This window comes from Hungatella effluvii, from assembly GCF_003201875.1.
Classification (GTDB): domain Bacteria; phylum Bacillota; class Clostridia; order Lachnospirales; family Lachnospiraceae; genus Hungatella; species Hungatella effluvii.
On record NZ_QJKD01000004.1, the window covers coordinates 225,941 to 240,685 of the forward strand.

Annotated in this window: 16 protein-coding genes; 13 read left to right on the top strand and 3 right to left on the bottom strand. The window is 49.3% G+C overall.

Going from position 1 to position 14,745, the window contains the following annotated elements; translation table 11 throughout:
• Window positions 1–71: 71 nt before the first annotated feature.
• Window positions 72–875, bottom strand: a complete 804-nt coding sequence (locus tag DFR60_RS09630; RefSeq protein WP_110322712.1) for an alpha/beta hydrolase — start codon at window positions 873–875, stop codon at window positions 72–74.
• 740 nt (window positions 876–1,615) lie between these two features.
• Here DFR60_RS09630 and DFR60_RS30345 point away from each other — a divergent pair.
• From DFR60_RS30345 to atpC, 11 genes are all read left to right on the top strand, one after another.
• On the top strand, window positions 1,616–1,783 hold the full coding sequence (locus DFR60_RS30345; protein ID WP_167437566.1) for a hypothetical protein: 168 nt from the start codon (window positions 1,616–1,618) through the stop codon (window positions 1,781–1,783).
• A gap of 10 nt (window positions 1,784–1,793) precedes the next feature.
• On the top strand, window positions 1,794–1,955 hold the full coding sequence (locus DFR60_RS31430) for a hypothetical protein (RefSeq protein WP_432764107.1): 162 nt from the start codon (window positions 1,794–1,796) through the stop codon (window positions 1,953–1,955).
• Window positions 1,880–2,896 carry an RtcB family protein gene (locus DFR60_RS09635; protein WP_432764108.1) on the top strand — a complete coding sequence of 339 codons (1,017 nt, stop codon included), beginning with the start codon at window positions 1,880–1,882 and terminating at the stop codon, window positions 2,894–2,896. The genes DFR60_RS31430 and DFR60_RS09635 overlap by 76 nt, the downstream gene beginning before the upstream one ends.
• Window positions 2,897–3,408: 512 nt before the next feature.
• Window positions 3,409–4,071, top strand: a complete 663-nt coding sequence (locus tag DFR60_RS09640) for a F0F1 ATP synthase subunit A (RefSeq protein ID WP_207659516.1) — start codon at window positions 3,409–3,411, stop codon at window positions 4,069–4,071.
• A gap of 53 nt (window positions 4,072–4,124) precedes the next feature.
• The gene (gene atpE, locus DFR60_RS09645; RefSeq protein WP_002605335.1) at window positions 4,125–4,343 is read left to right on the top strand and encodes an ATP synthase F0 subunit C; all 219 of its coding nucleotides are present in this window, start codon (window positions 4,125–4,127) and stop codon (window positions 4,341–4,343) included.
• 51 nt (window positions 4,344–4,394) lie between these two features.
• The gene (atpF, locus tag DFR60_RS09650) at window positions 4,395–4,895 is read left to right on the top strand and encodes a F0F1 ATP synthase subunit B (protein WP_110322714.1); all 501 of its coding nucleotides are present in this window, start codon (window positions 4,395–4,397) and stop codon (window positions 4,893–4,895) included.
• Window positions 4,876–5,379, top strand: coding sequence for an ATP synthase F1 subunit delta (gene atpH / locus DFR60_RS09655; protein ID WP_110322715.1), 504 nt, complete (start codon window positions 4,876–4,878; stop codon window positions 5,377–5,379). Before atpF ends, atpH begins: the two co-directional genes overlap by 20 nt.
• Window positions 5,380–5,384: 5 nt before the next feature.
• Complete coding sequence (gene atpA, locus DFR60_RS09660) at window positions 5,385–6,893, top strand: F0F1 ATP synthase subunit alpha (RefSeq protein WP_110322716.1); 1,509 nt, start codon at window positions 5,385–5,387, stop codon at window positions 6,891–6,893.
• Window positions 6,894–6,896: 3 nt separating this feature from the next.
• On the top strand, window positions 6,897–7,796 hold the full coding sequence (gene atpG / locus DFR60_RS09665) for an ATP synthase F1 subunit gamma (protein ID WP_025531734.1): 900 nt from the start codon (window positions 6,897–6,899) through the stop codon (window positions 7,794–7,796).
• A gap of 38 nt (window positions 7,797–7,834) precedes the next feature.
• Complete coding sequence (gene atpD / locus DFR60_RS09670; protein ID WP_110322717.1) at window positions 7,835–9,241, top strand: F0F1 ATP synthase subunit beta; 1,407 nt, start codon at window positions 7,835–7,837, stop codon at window positions 9,239–9,241.
• 12 nt (window positions 9,242–9,253) lie between these two features.
• Window positions 9,254–9,670, top strand: coding sequence for an ATP synthase F1 subunit epsilon (gene atpC, locus DFR60_RS09675; protein WP_002605329.1), 417 nt, complete (start codon window positions 9,254–9,256; stop codon window positions 9,668–9,670).
• Between the two features lie 119 nt (window positions 9,671–9,789).
• On the opposite strand, the gene DFR60_RS09680 is transcribed toward atpC, so the two are convergent.
• Together DFR60_RS09680 and DFR60_RS09685 are read right to left on the bottom strand one after the other, a co-directional pair.
• Window positions 9,790–10,614 carry a GNAT family N-acetyltransferase gene (locus tag DFR60_RS09680; protein ID WP_110322718.1) on the bottom strand — a complete coding sequence of 275 codons (825 nt, stop codon included), beginning with the start codon at window positions 10,612–10,614 and terminating at the stop codon, window positions 9,790–9,792.
• A 197-nt stretch (window positions 10,615–10,811) separates the two neighbouring features.
• Window positions 10,812–11,621, bottom strand: coding sequence for a ZIP family metal transporter (locus tag DFR60_RS09685; protein ID WP_110322719.1), 810 nt, complete (start codon window positions 11,619–11,621; stop codon window positions 10,812–10,814).
• 194 nt (window positions 11,622–11,815) lie between these two features.
• Here DFR60_RS09685 and DFR60_RS09690 point away from each other — a divergent pair, with 194 nt between their 5' ends.
• Both DFR60_RS09690 and DFR60_RS09695 read left to right on the top strand, forming a co-directional pair.
• Window positions 11,816–13,357 (top strand): NlpC/P60 family protein, encoded by a 1,542-nt coding sequence (locus DFR60_RS09690; protein ID WP_110322720.1) that lies wholly within the window; start codon window positions 11,816–11,818, stop codon window positions 13,355–13,357.
• 20 nt (window positions 13,358–13,377) lie between these two features.
• Window positions 13,378–14,739: an MATE family efflux transporter gene (locus DFR60_RS09695; RefSeq protein WP_207659517.1), complete on the top strand. Its 1,362-nt coding sequence runs from the start codon at window positions 13,378–13,380 to the stop codon at window positions 14,737–14,739.
• The last annotated feature ends 6 nt before the right edge of the window (window positions 14,740–14,745 follow it).

The window sequence follows — 14,745 nt, forward strand, 5'->3', positions numbered from 1 at the left end:
GAATACGGCAGCCGCGTGTGCGGCACCATATTCTGCGGGCTTTTGCTGTTAGAGGGCCGCCCTGCCCTGTCTTAAATTCTCTTCTCCATCCAGTGGACCGCATCTCCGATTACTTCATCCCGGCAGTATTCATTAAATATCTCATGGAAGAGTCCGCCGTAAATTTTCATCTGTTTATCCTTGGACGGTGCCTCAGCAAAGAAATCATAAGTATCTTTTACACTTACGAGTCCGTCTTTTTCTCCGTGAAGCATGAGAACCGGATAGGTAAAGTCCTTGACAGCGCCGTTAAACCAGTCGAGACCGCCGCAGATGGCGTAGCACAGGCCTGTGGTAAAGGTCTTTGTGTTATAGGGATCCTTTCCGTACCAGTCTACGACCTCGGCTACAGAGCAGACGCCTGCGCCCAGCTCATTGGGAAGCAGGGTATGCGGATCTAAGTCCTTCGGAACGCTGGTAATCAGGCCGCCGTTGTCCTTCGTCAGAGCGCCGCTGGTGATCAGGCCGCGCAGCTTTTTATCCGGATACTTTGCGCCGTATAGCGCAACGGTGAACCCACCCATACTGTGACCAATTAAGAAGACCGGCAGATCGGGATTTTCTGCAATAGCCAGGTCCACGATTACATTAGTATCATCCAGAAGCTCGTTAAAATCTTCATAATACGTGCGCTCCCCTTCAGAACGGCCATGCCCCCTGTGGTCGAACCTGTATGTAGCGATGCCTGCCTGATGGAAAAGAGCTGCGAGATAATCGTACCGCCCCTGGTGCTCGCAGAGTCCATGTACAATGACGGCAGCAGCTCTTGCCTGTTCCGGCACTTCTCTGTTAAAGTAAAGCTTTGTTCCGTCAAATGAAGAAATCATTTCTCCCATAAGAAACCTCCTTAATATTAGTTGAATATTCTGTTTTTGCCATGCATCCATCATACCATAAACGGCAGGCTCGTGAAAGACCTCATTCCAATTCCGGGCGTATCTTTATCAATTCGCCTCGGCGAATTGGTGCGAGCGCCTGCCATGCCCTGCATGACATAATACACTGGGGCGCTCTGCTTATGAATGTTGAACTGTAATAGGAATCCTTACATAATCCTTACACTTCCAGTCATACCCTTGCATTCCATAACCTTCCATGATAGAGTATTCGAAGAGCCATAATGGTGAGGAATACTGTAATCGAAAGAAAAGAGAAAGGAGGACCTGCGATGAGACGCGGCTATTCATTCTTTATACAAAACCAGTTTATACAGTCACAAAATATAATACAGCTGCATACAGATGATATCATACGGTTTCAACCGACAGCCGACAGGCTTAGTCTTAAAATGGTCCATCCTGATCGTTCGCCAATAGGAGGCGAAGAAATCACCTGATGTCCAACCGGAGGAATGTGAAGAGTCCTAAGTAAACTCTACAGAAATCCAGGCGGGAGCACAGGGAATACAGGAAGTATTTGATATCCGGCTGCCTAAAATAACTGGATTTTAGCGGCAGGATCAGAGAACGAGATAAGGACAGAAAAATTTAAAGACGTTGGGAGAGCCGGAAGGCTCTTTTTTTGTTTCAATATTCATAAAAACCAGATTAATATATAAATTTCAGGAGGGATTACAATGAGACAGGTCAAAGAAGAAGTATGTCTTCACTATATGGGATTTGGCATATGCGCCAAAGGGCTTCATGCAGATAAAAAAGGCTGCTGTACCGGGTGCAGCCAGTATAAAGCAGCTGGTGTCAAAATCGGTAAAAAAAGCAAGGTTGTGACTGGAAAAAGAGCATAGAGGTAACGGTATGAAAACAGTAAGAGGAAAGTACAATGAGGCCATTGTCTATACCGATGTGGTAGAAGACATGGCGCTCCAGCAGATTAAACAGTTATGCGACATGGAATTTGCGGCGGACGCCAGAATCCGGATTATGCCGGATGTCCACGCGGGCGCCGGCTCGACCTAAAGAGGCTGGACACGCTGATTCATGAGCGGATTCCGGCCGGATTTCTGGTGAGAGAGAAGACCCATCCCTATTACGGTGAGGTTGACTTAACGGAGCTTAAATGCCTGGAGCAAGGCGCTGTCAATCTGGAACGCGCGGAGAAAAGCATGGGCACCCTTGGGGGCGGCAATCACTTTATAGAGGCGGATCAGGATGAGGACGGCAGTATTTATCTTGTTATCCATTCGGGAAGCCGTCATCTGGGGCTGGAGACGGCCGGCTTTTATCAGAATCTGGCGTATAAGAGCTTAAAGGAGCCGTCACGTAAAACCATTAATCAGATGATCGAATCGTACAAAGCCCAGGGGCGGCAGGGAGAGATTGAGGCGGCTGTCAAGGCGCTGCATGCGTCCGGTGAGGCCACGGTTCCCAGGGAGCTGGCATACGTAAGCGGTCAGCAGATGGAGGACTACATTCACGATATGAAGCTTGTCCAGCACTTCGCCCTTTTAAACAGAAAGGCCATGATGGATGAGATTGTAAGCGGAATGGGTCTGACCGTGGAGGAAAGCTTTACTACGATTCATAACTACATCGATACGAAAGCCATGATCCTGAGAAAAGGAGCCGTATCCGCACGGAATGGAGAAAAACTTCTTATCCCTATCAACATGAAGGAAGGGAGTCTGATCTGTGTGGGAAAGGGCAATGAGGAGTGGAACTGGTCTGCGCCTCACGGTGCCGGCCGTCTGATGAGCCGGAGAGCGGCAAAAAAGGCGTTCACAGTGGCCGAGTTCGAACAGGAGATGAAGGGAATCTATACGACGTCGGTAGGCGCAGAAACTCTGGACGAGTGTCCCATGGCTTACAAGGCCATGGATGATATTGTGAAGTACATCGATTCCACGGTAAAAATTCTTCAGGTGATAAAACCAATTTATAACTTTAAGGCAGGAGAATAAGCCATTTAATAGGAAGAGTTTTTCGGAAATAATATAAAAAACATAGATGAGCCATTTGTAAGTTTTGATGGTCAAAATAAAAGGCTGTCCCATGGGGATAGCCTTTTTATCTATCATTTGCAGAATATTAACTTAACGTTTAGGTAGTAATGACGATGGAAATAAAAAACATAAAAAAAACACGGTCAAATTTCACAAAATACTGAAATGATTTTTGGTATAAAATTAAGAAAATTGGGGTTCAAATTAATAAAGTTCATAATTCCTTCATATTTTCCTTAAAAATTTAATAAGAATTTCAGAAATAACTCCGGGAAAATTGTTCCAAATGTTCAAACAATTAGTCTCATTAACGATTTGTTAAGAAGCGGCGGAAAAGTTGACAATTGTTGCAGATGCAAGTATGATACACGGTATACTTAATGTACAAATATCAGTACAAGTATTATAATAGTATTAGAGAGTCTTGAAGAAAGGAAGTGAGCATTACGGAGGATTTAGCAGAGAGGTTAATGGAAGAACTTAACTGCGAAACGGTATTTACCATTCCGGTATTTGGTGGAATTCCTATCGCTGAATCCGTAGTGGTGTCGTGGATTATCATGGCGGTGCTGACCATACTTTCCATCTGCCTGGTGAGAAATTTAAAGGTGGAGAATCCTGGGAAGAAGCAGCTGGTGCTGGAAGTGGCAATCGGCGGCATTTACAAATTCTTTGATGATCTGGTTGGAGAAGAAGGGCGTAGATATATCCCGTATCTGATATCCATAGCCATCTACATCGGCGTTGCGAATCTGATCGGTTTAATCGGCTTCAAACCACCAACCAAGGACTTGAATGCGACTGCGGCACTTGCCCTTATGAGCATCGTATTAATTGAATATGCGGGCTTCCATAAGAAGGGACTTAAGGGATGGGTAAAAAGCTTTGCAGAGCCGGTAGCGATTATCGCTCCGATCAATATTCTGGAAATCTTTATTAAACCGTTGTCTTTATGTATGCGTCTTTTTGGCAACGTGCTTGGTTCGTTTGTAGTCATGGAGCTGATTAAGCAGCTCGTAGCGCCAATCATACCGATTCCGTTCAGCATGTATTTTGACATCTTTGACGGACTCATTCAGGCGTATGTATTCGTATTCTTAACTGCCCTCTTTATCAAAGAAGCAGTGGAGTAACCAAAGTGTTGGAGTAATCAAAACAATTAAAAAGAGAAAAGGAGATATTTATTATGTTAACAGCTATTGGTGCAGGTATTGCAGTTTTAACAGGTGTAGGTGCAGGTGTAGGTATTGGTCTGGCAACTTCAAAGGCAGTAGACGCAATCGCAAGACAGCCTGAGGCAGAAGGCAAGATCAGCAAGGCTTTATTACTTGGTTGTGCTCTTGCAGAGGCAACTGCTATTTACGGTTTCGTTATCGCTCTGTTAATCATCTTATTCTTAAAATAATGCCTGACAGACAAAACGTTAAGAATATAGATAGAAAGGCAGGCGAATTCGATGTTACGTTTGGATTTTAACCTTGTGTGGAACATCGTCAATGTCATCGTCCTGTATCTTCTGCTCAAGCATTTCCTGATTAAGCCGGTGATGGATATCATGAACAAACGCCAGACTATGGTGGATCAAAGCATCACAAATGCAAGGGCATCCGAGTCTCAGGCGTCCGAGCTTAAAAGCCAGTATGAAGAGAAGCTGGCGGCGTCGGCGGAAGAAGGAAAGAAGCTTGTGGAAGAGGCAAAGGCAGAGGCGAAGACCGTACAGGAACGCATGATAAAAGAAGCCGGAGAGCAGGCGGACAGAATTATCGAAAATGCCCACAAGACGGCGAATGCGGACCAGGAAAAGGCAATGAGGGAAGCGGAAGCGCAGATTGCAGGTCTGGTACTTGCAGCAGCGGCAAAGGTTGTGCAGGGCGAGATGAACGATAGGAAGAACCAGGCACTCTACGACCAGTATATAGCAGAAGCAGGTGATTCTCATGACGCAGGCAGCAAATAATTACGGACAGGTGCTTTACGAACTGAAGGTTCCAAAGGAGATGGTGGAAGAAGCGGAGGTGCTGTTTCGCGAGGTTCCCCAGCTTAAGGAAGCCCTCGTAAGCCCTGTGGTGAAAAAAAGCGAAAAAAACCGCGTCATTGACCGGGTATTTCCAGCAGAGCTGAGGAATTTTCTTAAGGTGCTCTGTGGACATCAGGACATGGGCGAGGTCGAAGATGTATTCGAAGCGTACCATGCCTATGCATGCGAACAGGAAGGCAGTCTGCGAGCAACGTTGTATTACGTGACGGAGCCGGACGCAGAGCAGCTTAAGAAAATTAAGCAGATGCTGATGAAGAAATACCAGAAACAGGATGTGGAACTCCGCCTTGTTAAGGATTCCAGTCTGGGCGGAGGATTTGTGATCCGCACCGGCGATATGGAGACAGACTGGAGTATAAAAGGACGTATGAAACAGTTAGAGCATATATTGATGCGGAGGTGAGAAGCGTGGGTTCAATCAATTCAGATGAGATTATCTCCATCTTAAGAAGCGAGATTGAAGATTATGACGTACATGCAAGAGACCAGGAGGTCGGAACGGTCATCGGAATCGGTGACGGAATCGCGACGATTTATGGAATTGACCACGCCATGTACGGCGAAATCGTTATCTTTGATAACGGTGTAAAAGGTATGGTACAGGATATCAGACGGGACGACATCGGTTGTATCCTGTTTGGTTCAGATAGAGAGATTAAAGAGGGATGCAAGGTTACGAGAACAAAGAAACGTGCCGGTATCCCGGTTGGCGACGCTTATATAGGAAGAGTTGTCAACGCATTGGGCGCAGCAATCGACGGGAAAGGCGACATCAAGTCCGATGATTACCGCCCGATTGAGAATGAGGCGCCTGGTATCATTGACAGAAAGAGCGTTTCGGTACCTATGGAGACGGGAATCCTGGCAATTGACTCCATGTTCCCCATCGGCCGCGGCCAGCGTGAGCTGATCATTGGCGACCGTCAGACCGGTAAAACCTCAATTGCCATCGATGCCATTTTAAATCAGAAGGGCAAAGATACGATCTGCATCTACGTGGCGGTAGGCCAGAAGGCTTCCACCGTTGCGAAGATGGTCAATACATTAAGCCAGTATGGAGCCATGGATTATACCATCGTTCTGTCCTCGACAGCCAGTGAACCGGCTCCGCTTCAGTATATCGCTCCCTATTCCGGAACGGCTCTGGCAGAGTACTTCATGTATCAGGGAAAAGATGTGCTGATTGTTTACGACGATTTGTCGAAACACGCGGTTGCTTACCGTGCGCTGTCTTTACTCCTTGAGCGTTCTCCGGGACGTGAGGCATATCCGGGCGACGTGTTCTATCTGCATTCCAGGCTTCTGGAGAGATCCAGCAGACTGAGTGAGGAAAAAGGCGGCGGTTCCATTACGGCACTGCCGATTATTGAGACACAGGCCGGAGATGTTTCGGCATATATTCCGACAAACGTTATCTCCATCACGGACGGACAGATATTCCTGGAGAGCGATTTATTCTTCTCCGGTATGAGACCTGCGGTCAACGTGGGACTTTCCGTATCCCGTGTCGGCGGCGCAGCTCAGACAAAGGCCATGAAGAAGGCGGCAGGAAGCCTTCGTATCGACCTGGCCCAGTGCCGTGAGATGGAAGTATTTACCCAGTTCAGTTCGGACCTCGATCCGGCGACGAAGGAGATGATCCAGTACGGCAAGGGACTGACAGAGATGTTAAAGCAGCCGCTCTGCCATCCGATGAGCTTACACGATCAGGTCATCAGCCTGGTAGCCGCTAATAACCGGCTTCTTCTCGATGTAGAAGTGTCAAAGATCAAGGGCTTCCAGAAGGAAATGCTGGCATTCTTTGAGCAGAAGCATCCGGAAATCGTGAAGGAGATCGAAGAGAAGAAAGTTCTTTCCGAGGAACTTAAGCAGAGCATATTAGACGGCGTGAAAGAATTCAAACAGAAGCAGGTGTAAGATATGGCAAATGCGAGAGAGATACAAAGCAGGATGAACAGTATCAAGAGTACGATGAAGATTACGAATGCGATGTATACGATTTCCTCGTCAAAGCTTAAAAAGGCCAGAAAAAACTTAACCGATACAGAACCCTATTTCTATGCGCTCCAGAGGACCATTTCCCGAATTGTCAGGCATACACCGGAGATAGAGGACCCGTATTTCGATACGAGGCCGCAGATTAAGCCGGAAGACAAGAAGATCGGGTATATCGTGGTAACCGCGGACAAAGGCCTTGCGGGCGCATACAATCACAACGTATTCAAGATGGTGCAGGAGCAGATCGACAAGGGAGGAAATCCCATGCTGTTCGTGGTCGGTGAGCTGGGCCAGCAGTATTTTGTGAGAAAGGGGATTCCGGTAGAACAGGATTTCCGGTATACGGTGCAAAACCCGAATATGAGCCGGGCGAGGATCATTGAGGAGAAAATCGTGGATTATTTCCTGTCCGGGAAACTGGATGAGGTATATATGATTTATACCAGAATGGTCAATGCAATGAAGATGGAGGCCGAGATTACACAGCTTTTGCCGCTTCCGAAGTCTAATTTCAGCGTGCCCCAGGGCATACCGATCGACATCCATCTGGAGGAAATCACGATGAAGCCATCGCCCAAGGCGGTGATCGATGCCATCGTACCAAACTATATAGCCGGATTTATCTATGGCGGTCTGGTGGAATCCTACTCCAGCGAGCAGAATTCCAGAATGATGGCCATGCAGGCTGCCACGAAGAGTGCGCAGGATATGCTGGATGAACTGGCAATCACCTATAACCGGGTCCGCCAGGCTGCCATTACCCAGGAGATCACCGAGGTAATCAGCGGAGCCAAGGCCCAAAAAAAGAAGAAGAAAAAATAACAGAGAGGAGGAGTCCTCACAACTGTGAGAAACAGATTATGAATAAAGGAAAAATCGTGCAGGTTTTAGGGCCTGTTGTAGACGTAGAGTTCGAGGAAGGCGTGGAGCTGCCGTGCATTAAGGACGCCCTTGAGGTAGATAATGACGGAAAACGCTGCGTAATGGAAGTTTCCCAGCATCTGGGAAATAATACCGTGCGCTGCATTATGCTTGCTTCCAGCGAAGGACTCTGCAGAGATATGGAAGTAACGGCCACCGGTTCGGGAATCAAGGTTCCTGTCGGCGAGCAGACACTGGGACGCCTTTTTAACGTCCTGGGTGAGACGATTGACAACGGCGAACCGTTAAAGGAAGGCGAGAAATGGGTCATCCACAGGGATCCGCCGTCATTTGAGGAACAGAGCCCGGTAGCAGAGATCCTGGAGACGGGAATCAAGGTTATCGACCTTCTGGCCCCCTATGCAAAGGGCGGAAAGATCGGCCTGTTTGGAGGCGCCGGTGTAGGCAAGACGGTCCTCATTCAGGAGCTGATTCATAACATTGCCACAGAGCATGGCGGATATTCCATCTTTACCGGTGTTGGAGAGCGTTCCCGTGAAGGTAATGACTTATGGACCGAGATGGGAGAGTCCGGCGTTATCGAGAAAACGGCCCTGGTATTCGGTCAGATGAATGAGCCGCCGGGAGCCCGTATGCGTGTAGCGGAGACGGGACTTACCATGGCGGAATACTTCCGCGATCAGGAGCATAAAAACGTGCTGCTGTTCATCGACAACATTTTCCGTTTCGTTCAGGCCGGTTCCGAGGTGTCCGCGCTGCTCGGACGTATGCCGTCCGCTGTTGGCTACCAGCCGACACTGGCCACGGAGATGGGCGAGTTACAGGAGAGGATTACCTCCACCAAGAACGGTTCTGTTACTTCGGTTCAAGCGGTTTACGTACCGGCCGATGACTTGACGGATCCGGCTCCGGCGACCACTTTTGCCCATCTGGATGCGACGACGGTTCTTTCGAGAAAGATCGTGGAACAGGGTATTTACCCGGCGGTTGATCCGCTGGAATCTAACTCCCGTATTCTGGAACCGGATGTGGTAGGCGAGGAACACTATGAGGTGGCCAGAATGGTTCAGGAGACACTTCAGAAATACAGAGAGCTTCAGGACATCATCGCGATCCTCGGAATGGAGGAGCTGGGCGATGAGGATAAGACCACGGTAAACCGTGCCAGAAAGATCCAGAAATTCTTATCCCAGCCATTCTCCGTGGCGGAGAACTTCACCGGCGTTGCCGGAAAGTACGTTCCTTTAAAGGAGACGGTGCGAGGCTTTAAGGCTATCGTAGAGGGCGAGATGGACCAGTATCCGGAGGCGGCGTTCTTTAACGTGGGAACGATCGACGAGGTAATCGAGAAGGCGAAGACATTAGGAGCCGAGGAAGGCAGATAGAGGTGATGGCCTGTGAGCGCAAATACATTTTTTCTGCAGATCATTGCAACTGACAAGGTGTTCTTTAAGGGACCGTGCCAGAAGCTCATCATTCCTCTGTTAGACGGAGAAAAAGAGGTTCTGCCGCACCATGAGGACATGGTAATTGCAGTTACGATCGGCGAGATGAGACTGATGAATGAAAGCGGCGAATGGATTAACGGCGTGGTAGGCGATGGTTTTGTACAGATTATCAACAACCGTGTCACCCTTCTGGTGGATACTGCGGAACGTCCTGAGGATATTGACGAGAGGCGTGCCGAGGAGGCCAGGGAGAGGGCCGAGGAGCAGCTCAGACAGAGTAAGAGCATCCAGGAACATTCGCATTTCGAGGCGTCGCTGGCGAGGTCGCTGGCGAGGCTGAGGCTGAAGCATAAGTATGAGATTTAATAAATAGAGAAAGCTTCTGCAAAGGCACCGGGCAAACGTAATGTTTGACGGGCGGTGCTTTTGCGGAAGCTTTTTCTATTCCCGGCAGCAGCCAGGCGGCATGCATCTTCTCTTATTTCTCAATGGGTATCAATACTTTTAATACTTTCAATACTTCTTACCATAGCATACTGCCCCAGTTCCTTAAAACCGATCTTGCGGTAGATGGCGCCGGCCTCCGGGTTATCATAGAAGAGACAGAGAAATTTCATGCCATCCGCCAGACAGTCCCGGCACAAACGGTTTACCAGCCGGGTGGCGTATCCGCGGCCTCTGTATTCGGGCAGAGTCGCAACGCTGACGACCATGGCCGACATGGAGTTTTCGGCTGAGGTTCCGGCTACGGCTGCAAGCGTCCCATGTTCAAAGACCCCGTACATCCGGCCTTCGTTGGTCATGGAACTCATAATATCTACCCGGTTTTCCTCCTCCGTCTTACTCCGCATGGAGAAGAATTCATCGATCTGTTTTAACAGTGCATAGATTGCATCAATATCATCAGGGACTAGGCGTCTTGCTGGAAAAGCGGGATCATCGGGGCTGGTCGGCCGGTCAAGCCTTGCCAGATACGTGGGAACCAGCTCAAGACCCTTTAAAAGCGGTATCAGGGGCTCGATCAGTTCCCGCTTCCCGCTTAAATTGCGCATCTGGAAACCGGAGAGAAATCCGGCGACTTCAGCCTTGTTGTAATCTGTGGTATGACTGTAGAACAGGAAATTGTTCCTGTAATCCAGAATAAAGTAGGGAAGTGTCCCCCCTGTCCAGGTGTCGGCCGTGTACACGGAGACATTTTCCGACTCCAGACCGTAGTTTTCCAAATCCCCGATAAGGAAGAGGTTGAATTCCGGTTCCAGAAGGGCATAGGCCATGGCATCGTTAAAATGTGAAGCAGTTAGTTTTTTCATAAATTCTCCCTCCTCAGACTGAATGTCAGATGCAAACAGAACGTGATGGTATCAGTATAGCAGAGAAGGAAAAATTTTCCAAGTGGCTGGATTTACGAAATAAGGTAAGTAAAAAGAAGCGAAACGGTCCATAACAAAAACCGTTTCGCTTCTTTTCATATAAATAACATCGTATAAATAACATCTCATAAATATTATCACCCAAGTGCCACATCCAGTATCATCATAATGACAAATCCCCCCATAACGCCTAATGTACCGGCGTTGGAGTGTTCACCTAAATGAGCCTCGGGAATCAGTTCTTCCACTACGACATAGAGCATGGCGCCTGCGGCGAAGGACAGCAGCCAGGGCATCAGAGGCTCGATGGCGCCTGCCACCAGCACCGTGAGGATACCGAAGATGGGTTCTACGATACCCGACATACTGCCGCGGAAGAATGCCTTACCGGTGGAAAGACCTTCCTGACGCAATGGAAGGGAGATTGCCGCGCCTTCCGGAAAATTTTGAATACCGATACCGATGGCGAGAGCCATGGCTGCGGTGTAGAGCGCCGGATCGTTGCCGTGCTGTGCGGCCAATGCGAAAGACAGGCCGACCGCCATGCCCTCCGGTATGTTGTGAAGCGTAACCGCCATGACTAACAGGGTGGTCCGCTTCCAGCTGGAGGAGACGCCTTCCGCCTCGTTGCACCCCGGGTTACTGCAGTCCGGGTGAAGGTGGGGGAGAAAGGTATCGAGAGCGATCAGGAAGAAGACACCCAGTAAAAAGCCTCCTGCAGCGGGAATCCATCCGATGCCTCCGTTTAAGGAAGCTTCCTCAATTGCAGGAATCAGCAGTGACCATACGGAAGCCGCTATCATGACTCCGGCAGCAAATCCCAGAAAAATTCTCTGTACGGCTGCATTGACTTCTTTGCGAAAGAAAAAAACTACAGACGCGCCCAGCGTGGTCATTAAAAATGTAAATCCGGTTCCGCCGGCCGCCCATAATAAAGACGTACTCATAATAAAACCTCCTTTCGGTTTTTGAGTTAGCAAAATCTAACTCTATCTAGTATACCATATCAGTTCTGACTGTGCAATAAAGGGGAAATGAACGGTTACAATCAATTTGCCGTATGAGATAAATTTCCTTCCCTTTTCCCCTGCAAATGTGCTAAAATAGACCTGATTCGACAAAAGGAAAGGAATCCCGTTTTATGAATAAAAAAGCAAGATGGTACACACCTTTAATACATAAAGTGCTCCTGGCCGCGGCAGTCACTGCGGTTTTGGGAGGATGCGGAAAAAAGATTGATGCAGAGCAGGGGACACAGGCGTCTGAGCCCTCTTCCATCTCGATTGAGCTGGAGACAGAGAAGAATCCGGAGCCGGTAAAGATCTTGACTATCGGAGAAGCGCCTATACCGGATCTGCCGGATCTTCCGGTTTTGGATGAAAATCCTGTTCCGGAGTATCTTCGCAATGGCGTGGAACACCCCATAGTGGCAAGCCTTCAGCAGCGGCTGATGGATCTGGGATTTATGGACAATGATGAGCCCACCCAGTATTTTGGTACTATGACTGAATCCGCAGTTAAGACCTTTCAAAGGCAGAATCAGCTGGCGCAGGACGGAATTGTGGGCCCGGAGACGTTGAATGCAATTATGACACCTTCCGCCAAGTATTATGCAGTCTCAAAGGATGTAGACGGCGACGATATCAAGCGTATTCAGAACCGCCTTTATGAACTGGGGTATCTGGCGACCGGTGATCTGGTGACCGGGCATTTCGGTGACGATACGGAGGCCGCGGTAATTAAGCTCCAGGAGGTCAATGGACTGAATGTTGACGGCAAGGTGGGGCGGCAGACGATTAACCTTCTGTACAGTGATGAGATCAGACCGAATTTTCTCTCCTATGGCGAGAAGAGCGATGTGGTGCTGGCGAGTCAGACACGTCTGAAGGAGCTGGGATACTTGACAACCACGCCGGACGGCTCGTATGGCGATGATACGGCGGCAGCGGTCAAGCAGTTCCAGGCGCGAAACGACCTGGTGGTTGACGGTTATCTCGGGCCGTCCACCCGTGTGGCTTTAAACAGCGCTGAGGCGCAGGCTAACGGCCTGATGCTGGGGGAACAGGGAGAGACCGTTACCCGGATCCAGCAGCTGTTAAATAAATACGGCTATTTATCTTCGGCCAATGTTACCGGCTATTACGGCGAGGTAACGGAAAAGGCGGTGAAGTCTTTCCAAAGCAACAACGGCCTTACTGCAGACGGTTCTGTAGGCCGTCAGACGATGAATAAACTGACGGGAAGCAGCGTAAAGAAGGCCGGGGCAGGCGGTTCATCCGGAGGCAGCAGCGGTTCCAAGGGCGGAACGGTAAAAGGCGGCTCCGGTGTCAGCGGTTTGCTGTCCATCGCCAGATCCAAGCTGGGCTGTCCATACGTTTATGGTGCAAAAGGGCCGAACGCGTTTGACTGCTCCGGCTTCGTCTACTACTGTCTGAATCAGGCGGGAGTACGGCAGAGTTATCTGACCTCGGCCGGATGGCGAAGCGTAGGAAAATACACGAAGATTACGAATTTCAACAGTCTCCAGGCGGGCGATATCATCGTCGTAAGCGGCCATGTGGGAATCGTGGCAGGCGGCGGGAAGGTGGTCGACGCATCTTCAAGTAACGGACGTGTCGTAGAACGTGCCCTGAGCAGCTGGTGGAGAAATAACTTTATCTGTGGATGGCGTATATTCGGATAGGAATGGTTCAAAATAAGGATATGAAAAAAGAGAGAAAAGCAGTAAACATGATAACCGATTCACCGGGCAGAGCCATGCTTCTGTTCGCTCTGCCGATGATTCTGGGTAATTTATTTCAGCAGTTTTATAATATTATGGACTCGGTCGTCGTAGGCCGGTTCGTAAGTGAGGAGGCGCTGGCATCTGTCGGCGCTTCCTATTCCATTACCAATGTCTTTATTGCCATCGCCATCGGCGGAGGCATTGGAAGCTCTGTGGTAGTGTCTCAGTTCCTGGGCGCGAAGCAGCTGGGGAATATGAAGACGGCGATCTCCACGACACTGATCAACTTCCTGACGCTGAGCGTACTTCTCGGCACGCTGGGATTTTTGCTTAACGAGCCGATTCTGGCGTGGATGAACACACCGGAAAATGTATTTGCAGATGCCTCCGTGTATTTAAGCATCTACTTTGTGGGACTTCCGTTTCTGTTTATGTACAACGTACAGGCGGCTATATTCCAGTCGCTGGGCGATTCCAGAACGCCGCTCTATCTCCTGATCTTTTCGTCGCTTCTGAATATTGTGCTGGATTTGCTCTTCGTAATCCGGTTCCATCAGGGAGTCGCAGGCGTTGCAGTGGCGACGCTGATGGCTCAGGGGCTGTCGGCGGTGATCTCCTTCACCATATTACTGAAGCGTCTGAAAGCGTATGAGGCGACGGAGGCGTTTCATTTTTACGACATGAAGATGATGATCAATATGATGCGGGTGGCGATCCCTTCCACGCTTCAGCAGTCTATCGTCCATATCGGGATGCTTTTGGTACAGTCGGTGGTGAACGTCTTCGGTTCCGCGGTCATGGCCGGATTTGCCGCTGGTACCAGGATCGAGTCGATCTGTATCGTACCCATGCTTGCCATCGGCAATGCCATGTCGACCTTTACCGCACAGAACATCGGAGCCGGGCGTCCGGACCGGGTGAAGCAGGGGTATCGCTACTGCTATGTCATGGTCGGATTCTTTGCGGTGGTTATCTGCATAATCATGCAGCTTTGGGGGGATCTCTTCATAAGCGGATTCCTAAACGAGGGAAGCGCTGAGACCGCTTTCCAGACCGGTATGGCGTATGTGCGGTTTATCTCCTTCTTCTTCGTGTTTATCGGCCTGAAGGCGACGACAGACGGTCTGCTGCGGGGCGCGGGAGATGTGGTGGTGTTTACGATTGCCAACCTTGTGAATCTGGCGATCCGCGTGATTGTGGCGGCGGTATTTGCCCCGATTATCGGAGTACAGGCGGTATGGTACGCGGTTCCCATGGGATGGGCCGCAAACTATATCATCTCATTTATGCGGTATCTGACAGGAAAATGGAGCCGGGTTCATCTGATCTCCGGAAAATAAAAAAAC